Origin of the sequence: Streptomyces sp. NPDC007905 (assembly GCF_042959345.1) — a bacterium.
In the GTDB taxonomy this organism is placed as follows: Bacteria; Actinomycetota; Actinomycetes; order Streptomycetales; family Streptomycetaceae; genus Streptomyces.
In genome coordinates, this window is record NZ_JBIBKS010000023.1 from 69,147 (window position 1) to 85,897 (window position 16,751).

15 protein-coding genes are annotated in these 16,751 nt (G+C 67.6%); 10 read left to right on the forward strand and 5 right to left on the reverse strand.

The window, feature by feature from the left end; all coding sequences use genetic code 11:
- Nucleotides 1-170: 170 nt before the first annotated feature.
- Nucleotides 171-1,214, reverse strand: coding sequence for a cutinase family protein (locus tag ACFZDC_RS33035; RefSeq protein ID WP_391329530.1), 1,044 nt, complete (start codon nucleotides 1,212-1,214; stop codon nucleotides 171-173).
- Nucleotides 1,215-1,810: 596 nt separating this feature from the next.
- Nucleotides 1,811-2,113 carry a hypothetical protein gene (locus ACFZDC_RS33040; RefSeq protein WP_391329532.1) on the reverse strand — a complete coding sequence of 101 codons (303 nt, stop codon included), beginning with the start codon at nucleotides 2,111-2,113 and terminating at the stop codon, nucleotides 1,811-1,813.
- A 654-nt stretch (nucleotides 2,114-2,767) separates the two neighbouring features.
- On the opposite strand from ACFZDC_RS33040, the gene ACFZDC_RS33045 reads away from it, so the two are divergent.
- The 4 genes from ACFZDC_RS33045 to ACFZDC_RS33060 all read left to right on the forward strand — a co-directional run bounded on the left by ACFZDC_RS33045 (nucleotide 2,768) and on the right by ACFZDC_RS33060 (nucleotide 5,719).
- A complete protein-coding gene (locus tag ACFZDC_RS33045) occupies nucleotides 2,768-2,971 on the forward strand; it encodes a hypothetical protein (RefSeq protein ID WP_391329534.1) in 204 nt (67 codons plus the stop codon).
- Nucleotides 2,914-3,258 carry a hypothetical protein gene (locus ACFZDC_RS33050; RefSeq protein ID WP_391329536.1) on the forward strand — a complete coding sequence of 115 codons (345 nt, stop codon included), beginning with the start codon at nucleotides 2,914-2,916 and terminating at the stop codon, nucleotides 3,256-3,258. The genes ACFZDC_RS33045 and ACFZDC_RS33050 overlap by 58 nt, the downstream gene beginning before the upstream one ends.
- A 332-nt stretch (nucleotides 3,259-3,590) precedes the next feature.
- Complete coding sequence (locus ACFZDC_RS33055; RefSeq protein WP_391329538.1) at nucleotides 3,591-4,796, forward strand: AAA family ATPase; 1,206 nt, start codon at nucleotides 3,591-3,593, stop codon at nucleotides 4,794-4,796.
- Complete coding sequence (locus tag ACFZDC_RS33060) at nucleotides 4,793-5,719, forward strand: ParB/RepB/Spo0J family partition protein (RefSeq protein WP_391329539.1); 927 nt, start codon at nucleotides 4,793-4,795, stop codon at nucleotides 5,717-5,719. Before ACFZDC_RS33055 ends, ACFZDC_RS33060 begins: the two co-directional genes overlap by 4 nt.
- 56 nt (nucleotides 5,720-5,775) lie before the next feature.
- On the opposite strand, the gene ACFZDC_RS33065 is transcribed toward ACFZDC_RS33060, so the two are convergent.
- Nucleotides 5,776-6,348 (reverse strand): hypothetical protein, encoded by a 573-nt coding sequence (locus tag ACFZDC_RS33065; protein ID WP_391329541.1) that lies wholly within the window; start codon nucleotides 6,346-6,348, stop codon nucleotides 5,776-5,778.
- A gap of 327 nt (nucleotides 6,349-6,675) precedes the next feature.
- Between ACFZDC_RS33065 and ACFZDC_RS33070 the strand changes: the two genes are divergently transcribed.
- On the forward strand, nucleotides 6,676-7,569 hold the full coding sequence (locus ACFZDC_RS33070) for a PIN domain-containing protein (protein WP_391329543.1): 894 nt from the start codon (nucleotides 6,676-6,678) through the stop codon (nucleotides 7,567-7,569).
- A gap of 95 nt (nucleotides 7,570-7,664) precedes the next feature.
- Nucleotides 7,665-8,294 carry a 4-fold beta flower protein gene (locus tag ACFZDC_RS33075; RefSeq protein WP_391329545.1) on the forward strand — a complete coding sequence of 210 codons (630 nt, stop codon included), beginning with the start codon at nucleotides 7,665-7,667 and terminating at the stop codon, nucleotides 8,292-8,294.
- A 74-nt stretch (nucleotides 8,295-8,368) separates the two neighbouring features.
- Here ACFZDC_RS33075 and ACFZDC_RS33080 read toward each other — a convergent pair whose 3' ends face one another.
- A complete protein-coding gene (locus ACFZDC_RS33080; protein ID WP_391329547.1) occupies nucleotides 8,369-8,566 on the reverse strand; it encodes a hypothetical protein in 198 nt (65 codons plus the stop codon).
- Nucleotides 8,567-8,785: 219 nt separating this feature from the next.
- On the opposite strand from ACFZDC_RS33080, the gene mobF reads away from it, so the two are divergent.
- Both mobF and ACFZDC_RS33090 read left to right on the forward strand, forming a co-directional pair.
- On the forward strand, nucleotides 8,786-10,537 hold the full coding sequence (mobF, locus tag ACFZDC_RS33085) for a MobF family relaxase (protein WP_391329631.1): 1,752 nt from the start codon (nucleotides 8,786-8,788) through the stop codon (nucleotides 10,535-10,537).
- The gene (locus tag ACFZDC_RS33090) at nucleotides 10,534-10,881 is read left to right on the forward strand and encodes a hypothetical protein (RefSeq protein WP_391329549.1); all 348 of its coding nucleotides are present in this window, start codon (nucleotides 10,534-10,536) and stop codon (nucleotides 10,879-10,881) included. The genes mobF and ACFZDC_RS33090 overlap by 4 nt, the downstream gene beginning before the upstream one ends.
- 504 nt (nucleotides 10,882-11,385) lie before the next feature.
- Here the strand turns inward: ACFZDC_RS33090 and ACFZDC_RS33095 are convergent.
- A complete protein-coding gene (locus ACFZDC_RS33095; RefSeq protein WP_391329551.1) occupies nucleotides 11,386-11,850 on the reverse strand; it encodes a hypothetical protein in 465 nt (154 codons plus the stop codon).
- A gap of 2,289 nt (nucleotides 11,851-14,139) precedes the next feature.
- On the opposite strand from ACFZDC_RS33095, the gene ACFZDC_RS33100 reads away from it, so the two are divergent.
- Nucleotides 14,140-15,837: a zinc-ribbon domain-containing protein gene (locus ACFZDC_RS33100; protein WP_391329553.1), complete on the forward strand. Its 1,698-nt coding sequence runs from the start codon at nucleotides 14,140-14,142 to the stop codon at nucleotides 15,835-15,837.
- Between the two features lie 731 nt (nucleotides 15,838-16,568).
- A complete protein-coding gene (locus ACFZDC_RS33105) occupies nucleotides 16,569-16,709 on the forward strand; it encodes a hypothetical protein (RefSeq protein ID WP_391329555.1) in 141 nt (46 codons plus the stop codon).
- Nucleotides 16,710-16,751 lie beyond the last annotated feature (42 nt).

Sequence of the window (16,751 nt, forward strand, 5' to 3'; positions counted from 1 at the left end):
GAGGGTGGCCGCCGCCAGCGCGGGGCCTGATCGGCCGAGGCAGCCCTCCGACGATGGGACATGCACTGTGTCGGAGGTGTTGGGCTTCCAGCCGCGCGGGAGCCCAGAGAGAGCTTCGCCAGCGCTCGACGCACCGCCGTACCAAGCGGTGGCGTCGAGCGCAGCGTACGTTACCGGTTCTTCAAGCCGCGCTGCAGGAAAGTGGCAACGTCCTGGATCGCCGTCTTCCCAGGCACCTTCCCAATGTCTGTGATCCCGTAGAGAAGATGCGTGCAGCTCAGGGGCTCGCCGACCGTGCAATCGCGGACGCCCTCCAGGGTGGTGAGGGGGTCGTTGCATACAGGGTCTCCCGGAAGGCAGACGCTGTAGCTGTTCTTCAGACCGAATTCCTCGGGCAGCGGCGGCTGGAAGAACTTGTTGTACGGGTCCGCTAGCAGCCCGATACCACTGATGCTGTCCAGGACGTCAGCCCACTGGTGCGGGTGGTCGCGCTTGAGCGCGGCCAGCGCGACGCGGATCACCCAGGCTCCCTGCGAGTACCCGGCCAGCACGACCTTTTGCTTCTGACCATGGCAGTGCCCGACCTGAGCCAGAAGGTCTGCCTCAAGGTTCGCGGCACCTTCCTTCACGCTGTCCGGTACTGGAAAGCCTTCCCTCTTGACTTGCTCTGCCGTCTTCGTCACTGGGTTGCCGCCGACGATGACGGAGATAGCCTTGTTCTTCGCCAGCTCGTAGGCGAGCTTCTCGGCGCTGTCCGTCGCGAGATTGGGGAACACCTTCGCTGCGGGGTAAGGCAGCCCGTACACCTGCGTGTCGCTGAGGTACGTGGAGATGCGGCCTACTTCCGGGCCGAGGTCCCGAGGGATCACCGGGTTGCCTTCGACCTCGGGTTTCTCGTCTGAGCCCCGCACGCCGATCATGAGAGGTTTCGAGCAGGACGCTGGGATGTGCTCTACGCGGTTCTGCTGCGCTATTTGGGCCAGCTGCTGCGCCGTTGGGGCTGGCTGCCGAGTCTCCGGGTGGCATGTTCCGCCCGGGACCGAGAGACGGGTCCCCGGGAATATCAAGTTCCCGTGGTCGCTCGTGGCATGCCCGTAGGTCCGAGCTGCTGCCTCGATCACCGACTGACTGGCCTCGTAGAGGGCAATCCATTTCGTCGGGTCACCGAGGTTCTTGGTGGCGATATCCCACAGAGTGTCCCCTTTCGCGATCATGTGGGTGGCACACGTCTTTGGTTCGGGCCTCACCGGTTGCGGGGGGGCCGTTGGCTGGACGGGAGCCGGCGGCGGGACCGGAACGGGGGCCGGCGGGGGTTGCACGCTCGGCGGCTCAGGCTGAGGCGGTGGTGGTGGAGGCGCCACGCTCGGCGGCTCTTCGTGCGGGGCCGGCGGGGGTTGCACGCTCGGCGGCTCAGGCTGAGGCGGTGGTGGTGGAGGCGCCACGCTCGGCGGCTCTTCGTGCGGGGCCGGTGCGGACTCCACGCTCGGCGGTTCGGACGGGGACGGCGGCGTCGGCTGTCCCGGACTGACGGCGACAGCCGGGAAGCTCGATGCCAGCGCCATAGACCCGGCGGCCAGGGCGCTGACAGTAGCGAGAGCTATCCGCAGGCCCGGCCGTATTCGGCTGGATCTTGCCTCGCGCGACGATATTCGAGGCACAGTTCACCTCCAATAGGAGTAACGTGTAGTAACTGAATGCAACGCTAAGTGACACGCGTGAGTGACGCCCATTTGCTGTAGGCCAAACGGAACGGCCCCGGGCTCCTACCTCGGATATCAGCCGCAAGGTACGGGGCGACACCAGCTCAGCCTCAGGGGTGATCCTCCAGGCTGGTGAGAAGCCGCTGGATCGACGCCACATCCCGGCGAATTGCCTCCGTCCAGGGCGTCACGTCCATGCGGTGCTCCGCCACGGGGTCCATCCATTCGTCGTCCGGGGAGAGCTTGTGGAAGGCGAGAGAGTCGTTCGGGTTGTCCCGCCACTCGGCGGTCGCGTTGCCGTCTCCCCAGACCATGAACCACCGGTCTTCGCCGGGCCATTTGATGGCGATGGCCTGCTCATACCGATGAATGCGGATCTGCGGGTGCCGACTCTCCGTCTGTTCTTGTGTCACGCCCCATCACCATGCCGCTCGCGCCCGTACCTTGCGGCTGGTGTCGAAGGTAGGATCCCGGGGCCGGGTACCACGCTGCTCCGGGTCCCACGGGATCGGGTACGACACCGTCGGCGTTGGCCGCGGGGCAGGCTTGTCCCAGCCGGGGGTACACGCCAGCCTGCTGCGGCCGGGGAAACCCCTCGCTCCCAGCCGGTCGGCCGTGCATCAGCGAACTCGCGCCGGCCTCGCCGAGGTGACTCAGGCCGGTGCGCGGCCACTCGTGCAGGCCCCAGCCATTGCCAGGCACCCCGCCAGTGGCGGGGTGCTGTCCATCAGCGCGCGAACCTGCCCGTAGGAAAGCCGGACCGGTGTCCGAACACACGTCCCGCGCCGAGGCGACTTTCCCCGGCGGACGCGGATAGCTGCACGCACTCTATCCACAGGTGCTTTTACTCCTAGGTTGATCCAGAAGGTCTTCGCGATCACGAAGCGTGACTTCAGGAGGCGGACATGTATGCCACCGCGACATCACGAAGCGTTCGTAGGGCGGGCCTGAAGGTCACGAACGAGCAACGGATCCCGGTCATCGCTGAGACACTCCACTGTGCGGCCCGTACTGGATCAGCCATGGGCTCCACCTGTCTGTTGATGAGACAGGATGGGGCCTGAGACATGCGAGCTGTTCATAAGCCCGACCTGATCGCCGTCTCCCTGGTCCACCCCGACACCCCGCACGCCGCGGCCTACCTCCACGGCCACCAGCTCGGCTACACCGGCAAGGTCTGGCTGCGCTGCTCAACGGACAAGATCCTCGGAGTGTGGCACCCGGCCCTCACGCCGCGGCGGGCCTCGACATCCCCGACGACGTCGGCATGAAGCCCGCGCACTACGCCGTCCACGTCGAAGCCCGCCAGAAGGACAACTCCGGCCGCATCCTGCTCCGCATGGGTCCGTACACCCAGACCTGGCTCGCCTCCCGTGACACGGAACGCCTCAACACCCTGCTGAAGGGCAGGGCGGCCACCGTCATGCCCGGGTACACGGTCACCGCGAAGGACACGGTGTTCCACGTCAGCGACCACGCCTCTTACAGCGACCCGCACAAGGCCGACGCCTGCGAGCTCCTGACGGCCCTCATTGAGAACGTGAAAGCCCCAGGGTGACCACGGCCAGCAATGCGTCACCCGGCCGCCCCTGCGACCGCCGCTAGCCTCCCCAACCCCGACGAAGACGCGCCCGCCACCTGGGCGGCCTGACACCCGCATGCTGAAGCCCTGCCCTCCCGGCCTCTCACCGGGGGGCAGGGCCTTTTGCGTTTCAGGGAGTGCACAGAGGAGTGAGCTGCCCTGGATGCTCACTCCCGTGCGCAAGGGGCGCTGAGAGAGCTCAGGTGCTTACCCGGTAAGCACCTGACATGCAGGAGCTGACGTCAAAAGGAGTGAATGTCCCGCCCTCCTGACGTTCATCCGCCTCCGGCGGCAGTATGCTGCCGCGCATGGCGTCTCCGACATCGGGAGGGGAGCGGGAAAAGCTCGCATCGAAGCTGCCCGCCTCCCTCCGACAAGCCCTCAAGGTCCGGGCGGCGCAGCTCAGTACCGACGTGCAAGATGCTGTCACTGACGGCATCCAGGCGTGGCGCGCCCACGCCGAGCCGCTCCCCGCAATCGACACGGCGGGAGCCGAGTCATTCGGGACATGGCTACCCGAAGGTCTCTACGACGACTTCAAGCGGGACTGTGCCACCCGTGGTGTCTCCTACATCCAAGGGCTTGCCCAGTCCGTGGCGCTATGGCTCGAGCAGAATCCCGCCGGCGAAGAGGTCGCTCCCACACGGCGCGTCATCGTCTGCAACCAGAAAGGCGGCGTAGGGAAGACCGCCGTCACCGCCGGCCTCGCCCAGGCCCTCGCGGAAGACCCCCACGCGCTGCCGGGCAAGACAGACGACACCGCCTCTCTCGCTCAAGCCGCGGCGCGGTCCGGCCTCCGTGTCCTCATGGTCGACTACGACCCTCAGGGGCACCTCTCCCACCAGTTGGGTCTGAAAGCCATCCCCGCCGGCAGCGAGAGCCTCATCACGCACATGCTGAACAGGGAGCAGGCGCGCACCCCGCTCATCGACCTCACTGTCGTCATAGAGGAAGCACGCTTCGGAGACCGGCTGAGGATCCTCCCCGCGGCGTTCGACGCCTTCCTGCTCGACTCCGGCCTCACCATGTTCCGCGGGCCCCGGCACGCTGCCCTTGAGCGAGCACTGTCCCCACTGGAAGAGCACTTTGACGTCATCGTCATCGACTCGCCGCCCAGCCTGGGGTTGGCCATGGATGCAGCCATCTACTACGGCCGTCGCCGCGAGGGAGAGAAGCCCGGCGCCTCTGGCCTGGTGATCCCCGTCGAAGCAGAGGACACCTCCGCGCAGGCGTACGGCATGCTCATCAACCAGGTGCAGTCCCTCGCTACTGACTACGACATCGACGTGGACCAGCTCGGCCTCGTAGTCAACAAGTACGACTCGCGACGCGGCTACATCGCCACCTCCTCCCTCGAGAAATGGAGGAGTCTCGGGACACCGCCCGTCCTTGCGGTCATCGGCGACTTGAAAGAGCAGCGCGAAGCCGTCCGGCTCCAGAGAGCTCTCCTCGCCTACTCCCCCGAATCCGACCAGGCCCACCACATGCGTGAGATCGCTCGGAGGCTGACATGAGCAAAGCCGATGCCCTCGGCGGCTCCGCCACGTTCGACGCCGTTGCCCAGCCCATGAGTAGCCGCGCCGCAAGCTTCGCCGCGTTTGCCGGACAGGCCACGGCGGCCCCGGCCGCAGCCGCCACCCACAGCTCACTCCGGGTCGCTGTCGACCGGCTGGCACCGAACCCCTACAACCCCCGCGCCACCCTCGCGGCCGTAGAGGAGATGGCGGACAGCCTCACCAGCAAGGGCATCATCCAGCCGCTCACCATCGTCACACGCGAAGCATTCCTGGCAGCGCACCCCGACCACGCACAGGACCTCGCATCAGCCGAGTACGTCGTCGTCGACGGCAACCGCCGCCTCGCCGGCGCCCGGCTCGCCGGTCTCGACGAACTCCCGGTCCACATCGACGACGCGCTTGCCCACGACGCGGACACCTTGCTGGAGACTGCACTCATCGCAGCTGTCCAGCACGAAGACCTGGAACCGCTCGACGAGGCCAAAGCACTTGAGCGGCTCGTCCAGGTCCACGGCTCACAGCGCGCTGTAGCCCGGGCTTTGGGCAAGTCCAGCGGCTGGGTAACCCAGCGCCTGGCGCTGCTGAAGCTCACTCCGGAGCTCAAACAGGCCCTGGAAGACAAGGCACTCCCAGTCAAGATCGCCCGCACCGTCGGGCAGTTGCCTGAACAGCAGCAGCAGAGTGCCGCAGAAGAGGCACTCGCGCGGCGGGCCCAGCAGAAAAGCGAGTCCAGCCGGAAGCCGAAGGGTGCTTACCCGGTAAGCACCCCACCAACGGCCGCCGCCAAACGGCAAGGCGAGCCCGCGACCGCCGCCAGTGCGCAACAGGCGCAAGAGGACCTGGAGGCACTTGCCGCAGAGCTGAAGCGACGCCTCACGCCGCAGCAGATCGAGGAACTTGTTGAGAGACTCATCGGCTGACGGGTGCTTACCCGGTAAGCACCGAGCTCATCGGGGGCTGCAGCGGGGACACCCGGCTACAGCCCCTCCTGCGTTGAGCGACGCCTTTCGTCGCCCTGCTGTGCGCCGCACTCGGCGATCTGCCTGCCGATGAAGTGCCATGCAGGTTCTTGCTGGCCATCCGCGACGGGCCTGCCCATCAGACCTGCGAGCAGATCGAGGGCTTCCTGGTTGATGTACCGATCGGGGTCGGGGGACTGAAGGTGTCGACGCAGAAGATCCGCGTCCAGTCCCTGCTCTTGGAGGTATGCAGCGAGCGCGCCGACCAGCAAGAAGTTGTAGGCCAGGGCGTCCGTGAGGGCGTAGAGCACCAGACGGTGCCAATTCGCAGGCGATTCGATGTGCTGGCGCGCGACGCTTACAGCATCATCCAGGTGGCGTCGTTCCCAGTGAACGAAGTCTTGGACGAGAGCGATCAGCTCAGCTGGCACAACCTCCGCTTGTGCCTCTCCGCCCGGAATCCTGGTTGCGCTTCTGGCCTGCGGAGCAGGCGGGACAGCGTTGCGGATCTCCTGCAGCGCTGCGCGACGGTTCGTTCCCGTTAGGTCCTGCTGCCGACGAGCGGCGTTCTTACGTGCGTGGGATGCCATGACTGATCCTCGTGCGCGAGCCCATGACTCCACGCAGACTGTGGCTAACTACAACTCCTCTGCTGCGATGACGCGGCGCGTCTAGGGCCTACCCATCTCCCGGTCATGGGCCGACAGCTCTCAGCCAGGCGCCGTCGCGGCAGCTTCATGCGGCACCAGCCACCTCAACGATCCGATGTCCTGAAGGGTCACGGAACCCAAGAGGCCAGCGCGCCGACCACCCCATTGCGTTCCAGTCCACGTGCCAAAGCTCTCGGGGGCAGCCGAACCCGTCGAAGTAGTCGAAGTGAGGGCCTACCGCATGGGGGCATGGAGGATGATCGGGTCATGCCCAAGAAGCCGCCGCCTCCCACCTACGTCGACCAGCTGCTGTCGGAACTGACGGACATCGAGACCGCCTACGCCTCGATCCTGGACAACTCCCAGGTACGAGAGCGACAGCTGGACTTTGGAGACGTTCAGGTCTTCGGTCATCCGTGGGCCTGGGTGCCGAGCACTCCAGAGGCCGAGGCCAGCCGAATGGAACTCCTGCGGCAGGTACGCGACTGGGCGCCGCGGTTCCGGCTTCTCTTCCCTCACCCCACGCCAGCCGTGCAGCGCAGCATGGACGACGGTATTCGGCTGCTAGAGGACTGGCTCGTCCGCGAAGGCCGGGTGAAGAATCGTGCTCCCAAGGACATCACCGGAGCGGTGACGCAGCTGCAGGAAGCCACAGCTGCACTGCGTGACCTTGTTCAGCTGCTGCCACAGGACGACTGGCCGGTGCGGGTGGTCGTCGACACCAACGCCTTGATGGACGACCCCGACGTCACGGTCTACCAGGATGCCGTCGACAGCCCGCGCTACATGGTGCACCTCCTGCCCGTCGTACTGCGCGAGATCGACGACCTCAAGCGCAGCCACAGCCGCCCCGAGCGCAGGCAAGCCGCGAAGAAGGCTGACCGGAGGCTGAAGGCGATGCGCGACAACGGAGACGTCCGCAAGGGAGCTCGCGTCGCCGGCGACGTCTCCGCGGTCTTCGAGCACATCGAGCCCCGCGCCGACGGACTCCCCACCTGGCTGGACCTGGACGTCCCCGACGACCGCTTCATCGCCTCCACGCTGCTCCTGCAGTCCGCCCACCCCGGATCCAAGCTGTACGCCGCGACCAGCGACATCAACCTGCAGACCAAGCTCGCAGCGGTTGGCCTCCCCTACGTAGAAGGACCCGCCGCAACGTGAGCCGACGGCACGACCACCGGAACCTGCGTACCTCTATCAATGTCAGTGCTCTCCGCTAGGGTCGGCGCCCTATCGCTACGAGGATGGGAGCGTCTGTGACCGAGCACCTCTTCGACTCGCACGGGCAGTTCATCGCGTTCCGCCGCGACACCACCGACAAGTACGTGTTCACCGCGGACGGCCACCAGCTCGGCTGGCTCCCGTACGGGGACCTTGATGTCCACGACCACTCCACCGGCAACTACCTGGCGACCATCGTTGAGGACCGCCTGCTGGTCCTGCCGAACCGTCCTCCCCGCGGTCTTCCCGGCTTGCCTGGCCTTCCTGGTCTCCCGGGCCTCCCCGGACTGCCGGGCCTTCGAGGACCCATCACCCTCCCGGCAGGAGCGAAGGACCTCCCGAAGACCGCCACCACCCAGTTCCAGTACCTCTTCGATTCGTCGGGCGAATGGATCGCCTTCCGGATCGGCCGGTACGTCTGGGCTCCGGACTGCGAGTGGATCGGCTGGTGCCCCTACAACGACGAGAAGGTATTCACTCCGGACGGAACCTACCTCGCCTCGATCTTGGACACCGACCGGCTCGCCCGTGAGACACGAGCGCCGCGTTACGGGAGGGTCGGGCGACCGGGACGTCCTGGAAGGCCCGGACGTCCTGGACGGCCTGGGCGTCCTGGAAGGATCGCCCTACCCGTGGGCTGGCAGGAGCTTCATCGCGCGGGGTGAGCGTTCCGAGAGCCCTGCCCAAGCTGAAGCGGTCGTGGAGAAGCGGTCGTGGCGCAGCATTCGCACGGTCCGGGTCAAAGGCCGTAGCGGTCGTTCATCAGGTCGTTCCACCTCTGCACGCTGGGCAGGTCGTTGGCGCAGGAGGTGCAGTGTGGCAGGTAGTCGGTCCGGGTGGGGTACGGCACGTTCGAGCGGACGACGACAGCCAGGCGCAGCGTGAGGGGTCGGCCGCACAGCGGGCAGAGGTCTCCGTGCAACAGTTCGGTAGTCATGCGGCGGACTGTGCACAGGTCGACGGCTTACCGTCGCGGGCTGGCGTCGCGGCCCGCCTGGCGGGCGGGGCGGTAAAGATCTGGTGATGGCCTCCCGCCTGGCGGGACGTACCCGGGATCGCGCTTTTTCGCAGGTCAACGCCGGGGTTCCATGGGCCGGTGATCAGCAAAGCGGAGGTTCGTCCGGGGAGCGGGTGGCGCTATCTCTTCCGTGGCGTGATGGTGGGTGACGGCTACCGCGCTTCGGGTACGCCGCTGCGCGCCGCCCAGGACGAAGCCGGTGTCCCGCCCGGTGTGTGGAAGGGCCGGGGCTTGGCCGCGCTCGGGCTTAAGGCCGGGGACGTGGTGACCGAGCGGCAGGCCGAACTGCTCCTGGGTGAAGGCCGGCACCCCGATGCTGACCGGATCGAGCGCGAGCGCCTGGAGGCGGGTGACGATCCGGCGACGGCGCGGCGGGCGACCGTGCTGGGAAGGCCGATCGAGCACAACCGCTCGCCGAAGACCGAGAAGGCCAAGGAGCGCACTCCCTGGCTGGCCATGGACTTGGTGTTCCGGGCGCCGTCGACAGCACACATCGCGTGGGCGCTCGGGGACGACGAGACCCGCACGTTGCTGGAGCTGTGCCAGGACATCGCCAGGGACAAGACGCTGGCGTGGTTTGAGGATTCGGTTGCGGAGATCCGCTGGCGGAGCGGCGGCAAGATCCGCAAGCCGATCAGGGATGGGCTGATCGTCGCGGTGTTCCGGCACTACGAGTCGAGAGCTGCCGAGTCGAAGCCGCTTCTTCACGATCATGCGGTGGTGTCGATCCGCGTCCGGCGGCCGGACGACAAGGGGACGTGGGGCAACCTGTCGGCGGACTCGCTGATGGCCCACATCGTCGCCGCCGACACTCTCTACCTCCTGTACTTCATGGAGGAGGTGTCCGCCCGGCTCGGGTGGGCGTGGGAGCCGCGCGAGGTGACGCCCGGCCGCCGGCCGGTCATGGAGATCGCGGGCATCGACCAAAGGCTGATCGGCTGGCAGTCGACCCGCCGTCAGCAGATCGAGGACGCGCTGCCCGTCCTGACGGCCAAGTATGAGGAACGGCAGGGGCACGCGCCGGGGGAGCGGGCCTCCTACGCGCTGGCCTGTCAGGCCGCCGACCAGACGCGCCCGCCCAAGCGCACGGAGCTGCTGTCGCTGACCGAGCTGCGCGAGCGATGGCGCACCTCAGCAATCCGGGCGTTCGGCGCCTGCACCGTCTACCGGCTCGCGGAGCGAGCGCGGGCAGCAGCCGCGGCGGTATGGGCGCGGGTGCGGCCAGTGGTCGACATTGCCCTGGCGGCCGTTGACGTCGTCGCCGTGGTGTATGTGATGCGCGGCGTGTTCAAGCGCCACCACCTGCTCGCCGAAGCCCGCCGCTACCTCTCCTACGTCCTGCGCGGCCGGCCCCACCAGGCGGGCCTGGAGGAACAGATCGTGCAGACAGTCGTCGACGACTACACCCGCCCGGCCAGCCGGCGGATGATGACTGCCGACCTGCGCGCCCTGTACCCGCGCGACACCGAGGACCAGGCTGTGCTGCGCCCACTGACCCGGAAGCGGTCCGCGCCCCAGTACGAACGGGCCCGCCTCGCCGCCGGCGCCCTGGCCACCCGGGTCCATGCAACGCGGCGTGCGGAGCGCCTGAGCTCCCGCACCCGGCCGTACGCCGTCGCTGTGCCCGCCGCCTCGAGGTCGCACCCGCGGCCGTTCCACTCCGACCGGGAGGCCGGTCGCGTCCTGGAGCCGGAGACCGGCGTCGACACGGTGGAGCAGACCCGCCGGACCCTTGAGGCCGCCGCCGCCAAGCTCCAGGACGGCATCCGGGAGCGTGCCGTCGCCCACGGTCCCCGACCGCAGCCCGCCCCGGCGGCGGCCCCGTCGCCGCACACCCAGCAGCCCGGCACCCAGCACACGCCGGGCCGGACCACAGGAGGAGTCGCGTGAGCACCCCGGAAGAACAACCCAGCCTTGATGACGCCCTCGCCCGCGCCCGCGCAGCCGCCAAGGACATATCCGCCGCGCTCGATGAGGACCAGGTATCCGAGTCCGATGAGCCCCTGGGGTGGCAGCCGATCTGGAAGCGATCCCGGAAACCGAAGTCGAAGGCGGCGAAGAAGCAGGAGCTGCGCAAGCAGCGGCGGCGACTCCAGGACGCCGGGAAGCGCCGCCTCGCCGCCGCGCAGTCGCGCCGGCCCCGCTCCCGGCAGAACCGGATCGGCAACGCGGCCGCGCGCCGCGATGCCCGCGCCCTGTCCCGGGTACGGCACTCCACCGCCTGGCTGTGGTGACGATGCCGGGCATCGCCCACCGAGTGGAGCCCACGATGTTCCGCATCCAGTGGCGATGCACGACATCGGGTGGACTCCACCCGATGGGCTCCACCGAGTGGACTCCACTCCGGTGCGCGGATGACGATGCATGCCACGTGGTGCGCACCGCGATGTCCGCCACGGCATCCGGCGGCGCAACACCCGACGATGCCCGGCACCCTAGCGCGCGCCCGGTGCGCCGCACCCGACGTCCCGCACCGCACCGGTGCGCCCACCGCCGACCGCCCCCTTGACCAGGTGCGGCCGGTGGCGTGCGCTACCCCTTGACCAGGTCCGCCACCGAGGACGTTTTCCCTTGACACAGCCCCTTTCGGCTGGCGGTCAGGTCGTGGTCAAGGGGGTGTGTGATAGAGGAGCCCGCCCGGCCGTGGCGCGCGCCCGGTGCGGTACGGCGATGCCGATGGAACGCACCACGATGGGCGATGCGGTGCGTCGCGCGGCGGTGGCGCGCATCCGATGCGCCTACACGACGGTCAAGCGCACCGGATGCGAGCCGGCCGGTGCGGGGTGGGCATCGAGGGCCTGGCCCACACCGACGGCCTCCAACTGGCGCAGAGTGTCGGCGACGTCCTCGTGGTCCTCGGTGAGGAACTGCAAGGCGAAGTCGATGACGGAACGGGCGATGCCTTCCGCCGTGTCCGGCCCGGCCTGCGCCCAGGTCCGCATCGAGGTCACGAAGACGTGCCCGAGGGCCTCTAGAGCGAAGGTGTCCGCGCACGGCTCGCCCGCCTCCGGGCCGGGCAGCGCGGTGACGGGGACGACGATCCGTTCGACGACGTCGACGAGCAGCTCGGGCATCCGCGGCTCGCCGCTGGCGAACTCGCGGGCGGCTTCGAGGTCGTCGGCCTGCACGGCCCGGAGGTAGCTGAACGCGGAGATGGCCGCGTCCGGGGTCATCGGGGCGAGCGGCATGTTGGTGGTGGGCATGATGGCTCCTCAGGTACGGGGCCCCACGCCGATCGCGGCGGCCTCATAAGCGATCTTCAGAGCAGATGCCTGTGGATAGAGCCCGCGCACCGACGGTGAGCGGACTCGCCTGGCCGGCGCTCGCGTTGCCCCTTGGCCAGTTCCGCTACCTGCGACATTCGGCCCATTTAGGCAGAGGAGAAATCTCCGTCCCGCCACGCTGCGCGATGCCCCGGCGGCCGGGCTCCGGACTCCACTCGCCGTCTCGCTTCGGTCGACGGCCGCCTTGTCCGCGCGCTGCTCCCGACACCCCTGCTGAACCGCGGTCTTCTCAACTCGAAGCTGCAGACCTCTACCTGTAGCCAGGCGCCGGGGAGATGCCGCGCGCGGCAGGACGCGGCATCTCCCCGGCGCCCAGGTCAGCACGAAGAGACGGACGTGTGGACCAGGCGGAGCAGCTCGCGGACCAGCCCGCTGGCCAACGTGGCGGAAGCGGCGTAGAACGCCGCCTGCCCGAGGCCCTGGACAAGACGATGGCGGGCACGTCGCCGCTTCGGGACGGGGCGGTGCGTACGGTGGGACATGACGGTCTCCGTTCAGGGGATGAGTCGGCTGCCCCCGCACCGCGTGTTCCTGGCAGGGATACGGTGCGGGGCGCAGTCTCTGCTGACCCCAAGCCTTATGGCTGACGTCCGCTGAATGCAGCTCCCGAGGCTCGAATCTCGATGTAAGTTCGGCGCCATGAACGGGAATCGGGCCACCAAGTGGGTCGAGGGAACTTCGGCCGATCTGGTCGCCGACGCACACGCCCTGGGCGTGATGAAAGCCAGTCCCAGGATGGTGACCTCCTGGGTCGAGGACGGCATGCTCGCCAACCCCGAGCCGCGCAAGACCAGCGCGCACGGTAGCGATCCGCGAGTCTTCCCCCCGGAGCAACGCGAGTTGTTCACCAGACTTCTCGAAGCTCGAGAGCGTTCCCCGCTGGGGCGCATCCCGCAACGGTCGCTGATCCGTGTCGTGCTTTACCTATGGCTGATCGACGACAGGTGGCATGCGCTTGAGGGAGGTGCGGGCTTACGGACCCCGAGGCGATCTGATGGTCCTTACCCATTTTCCGCGCGAGGACAGACCCCCACGTGCGTAGGGAAGACGGCTTAGCACGCGTGGAGCCCTGCCATGATGCGAACGACCCACATGTGCATGGGGACAACGGGCCCGACAGTTCCTGAGGGAGTGGGAAGGCAGACCCCCACTTTTGCGGGGAGAGCAGCTCGCGCAGGCAGGCGTTGACGGCCAGGGACGACACACCCCAACCGCGCGGGGAACCCCTCACACGTGTGGGGAGCACTCCTCTCCGAGGGACGCGACCACCATCGCGGCGGAAAGACCCCTACATAAGTGGGGAATACCCGACCGCCACCCCGAAGATGCTCGTCAGCGAGGAGAGACCCCTACAAGTGTGGGGAGGGTATGCGGGCATCGACGTCACCGCCAGTACGGTGGACAGACCCCCACGTGTGTGGGGAAGACCGCAGAACCGTGTGGTCCAGACCGCGAGTGAACGACAGACCCCCACGTGCGTGGGGAAGACGGGGACCTGCGGCCCCGTGACTGGTTCGCACCGGACAGACCCTTACGTGCGTAGGGAAAACGACCGGGCGCTGGTGGCGGGCGTGGGAATGCTGGACAGACCCCCACGTGTGTGGGGAAGACACCTACGCCTCACTCGGAGTGCTCACCGAGGCGGACAGACCCCCACGTGTGTGGGGAAGACAGCGAGGCGATCGAAAGGGGCATCCTCGCGCCGACAGACCCCCACGTGTGTGGGGAAGACCCTTGCTCACCTGCGGTTCTAGAGACCGGTAGGGCATATTTCTGCTCACTTTACCTGAGCTGGCCCCGCTGGTGGAGCCGCCGCCTGGTGGGGGTTGTCATGGACGGTTCTGCTTGCACTGCCTGACTATGCGGTGGCCTGGTATTACCAGAAGCGCGGTCATTGTGGTGCGGGAGCGCCTCCTGCGGCCGCTGAACGGCCGCTGTGGGGTGGTCCCAGGGCTTGGCCCTCTCGCCGCTGGCGTTGCGGATCCTTTTCGCTCAGGAGACACCGGGCGGCAGCTGACGAGTGACGTCAGCGAGGAAGGAGCAATTACGTCACTTCGTGCCGTCGGCACACGCACCTGCGAGAATCCGCACGTGAGTTCCCTATCGCCCCGTAAGACGACCCAACTGTGTTCTGAGGCGGACTGCGGGCAGCCTGCCGCGTTCTCTACACGTACGAAGAGCACCTGGTGTGACGCCCACATCACGGAGATGCTGCGTGAGGGCGGCCTGGAACCGCTGGAGCCCTTCACGAAACCGAAGGCGTGGCGTCTGACCCGGTGCCTGGCATGCGGCTGCGAGGCGCACTATCGCTTCGAGTACACCCTGGAAAAGAACGCGTATGGGGAAGCGACGTGCCGGGCCTGCTACTGGCGGCAGTGGGCTCGGAAGGCTCGCCAGGCCATGGGCGCGTACGCCGACCTGAACCCGGTTCCGCAGGCCGAGGCGCGGGAGCACGCCGAAAAGAACGGATATGACTACCTCAGCGCACTGACCGCGCCCTCCTTCTCCGACGACCCGCACCATGTCCGGTGCCGCTACTGCGGCCGGTTGAGCGCCGCGAGGCTGGGGGACATCGGATTCGGCTGCCAGTGCCAGGTCAACCCTCGGCGTGAGCGGCAGACGACCAAGCCCGCCGGGTCCAAACAGCGTGACCTCCTCAAGGACAGCGAACTGCCCGTCCTCGACTGGTGGGACCACGAGCAGAACGACGCCGCCACCTGGGAGACCGTCACCGTCAAGGCCCGGCGGGAGGCGGCTTGGCGTTGCCCCGATTGCGGACTGCGGTTCAGGAAACGGGTCCTCGACATGGTCAACATGCGCGAGTGTCCGGAGTGCGAACCGAAGCGACGGGCTGAGTGGGAGGCGGAGCACGCGCGTTATCAGAGGACGCCGGTCGCGGACGTGCCCGAACTGCTCGCCGCTTGGGACGACGAGACGGATCTCCGGACCGTAATGGTCGCGGACTACCGGCACCGTCAGCTACGTTGCCCGCAAGGGCACCGCTGTCGCCAGTCTCCGCTCACGTATCTACGTAACGGCTGCCCGTCTTGCCGCGGCCAGGACACACGCGCGTCGCGTCTTGAGGCGATCGAGGTCGATCCTGAGGCCTTCGGACTCAACGCCGAGATCGCCGCACAGTGGCACCCGACCAAGAACGGCAAGACTCAACTGTCGAAGGTGTCGCCCGGTTCACGCAAGCTCGTGTGGTGGCGAGATGAAGACTGCGGCCACGAGTGGCAGGAGACACCGGCCCGTCGGGAACAGGGCCAGCGCCTGCGCTGCCCGGAGTGCCGCACGATCCTCGACTCGCTCGCCTACCACTTCCCTGATCTGGCGGCGGAGTGGTCGCCGGCCAATCCGCTGTCCGCGTGGCAGGTGCGCCCGACCGGCCAGACCTTGTTCACACCTGCCTGGATATGCTCTGCAAACCCAGATCACGCGTGGCAGGCTGCCCTGTCCTCACGGGCTAACGGCAGCGGCTGCCCCGAGTGCCGGGGACATGGCAAGTCCCGCATAGAGCTGGAACACTGGGCAGCCGCGGAGCGTGCCTTCGGCCGGGCATCGTCCGGCCAGTCAGTGCGGCACGAGGCATTCGCCCGGCGCGCGAGCTGGCTCGTCGACATCACGGTCGAGACGGCAGGGGGGCGGAAGCTCGCCATCGAGTACGACGGCTCCTACTGGCACGCGGACAAGGTTGACCTCGATATCGAGAAGTCCCGTGACCTACTGGCCGCCGGATACCTGGTGGCCAGGCTGCGAGAGTATCCATTGCCACCGCTGTCGATCGACGACCCGAACTACGCCGAGTTCGTCGTGTACTCGGCGCTGCCGAAGCCGGAAGAGACAATCGGGCGGGTGAACGACTGGGCAAGCAGGCAAGAGGAGAGGCCGGCGACCCAGCGCTGAGCCCTGCTGTGGTGGAGTTGACGGCAAGAGTCGTCAGACCCCGACGTGTGTGGAGAGCACCAACGTCAGCGACGCACGTTCTGACTTGGGAGGAGTGACCCCCACGCTTGTGGGGAGGGCGACCGCATCAAGGTTCGCCGCATGTACGAGAACGAACGACCCCCACATGTGTAGGGAAGACGGGGTCTGCACGTGGTCGGCATCCCAGACGTGGGCTACACCCCCACGCATGTGGGGAGTTCGCGCCGGGGACGAGGCTGAAGTAGACCAGCACTGACAGAACCCCACGTGTGTGGGGAAGACGTCGAGCGGACCTTCGGCAGTATCAACACCCTGGACAGACCCCCACGCACGTGGGGAAGAGACCGCTGACCCAGGAAAATCTGTTCGACGACGGGAGGCAAACCCTCACGCGTGTGGGAAAAACAGCATGGGCCGGTTCTCGTCCAGAGCGATCCGCGACAGACCCCCACGTATATGGGGAAGACGCATGTTCACGTCCTTGGTCGTGGGAGCGGGGCGACGGCCCCTCACGCATGCGGGAAGACTCGCTCCACAGCCCGGTCTGGGCGTCCGTACGGGAGAAGAAGCCTGCCGCCACTGCAAAGACTCTCACCACCGAAGGCTGACCCCCACGCACGTGGGGAGGGCACCCCGCTGGTATCCCGTCTTTCCCCGCGTGCTGGACAGACCCCCACGTGTGTGGGGAGCCAACGTGGGCTGGACCGGGTGTGCGCAATTCACCGACGAACCCCCACGTACGTGGGGAAGACGGCGACTACTTCTTCGGCAGCCGCGAGGAACTGGGCAGACCCCCACCTGTGTGGGGAGGGCCGCGCATCGCCCAGCTTGCCGCCCTGCTGTACGGCTGATCCCCGCGCGTGTGAGGAAACAGGGCCCTGAGCGGCCCGTGA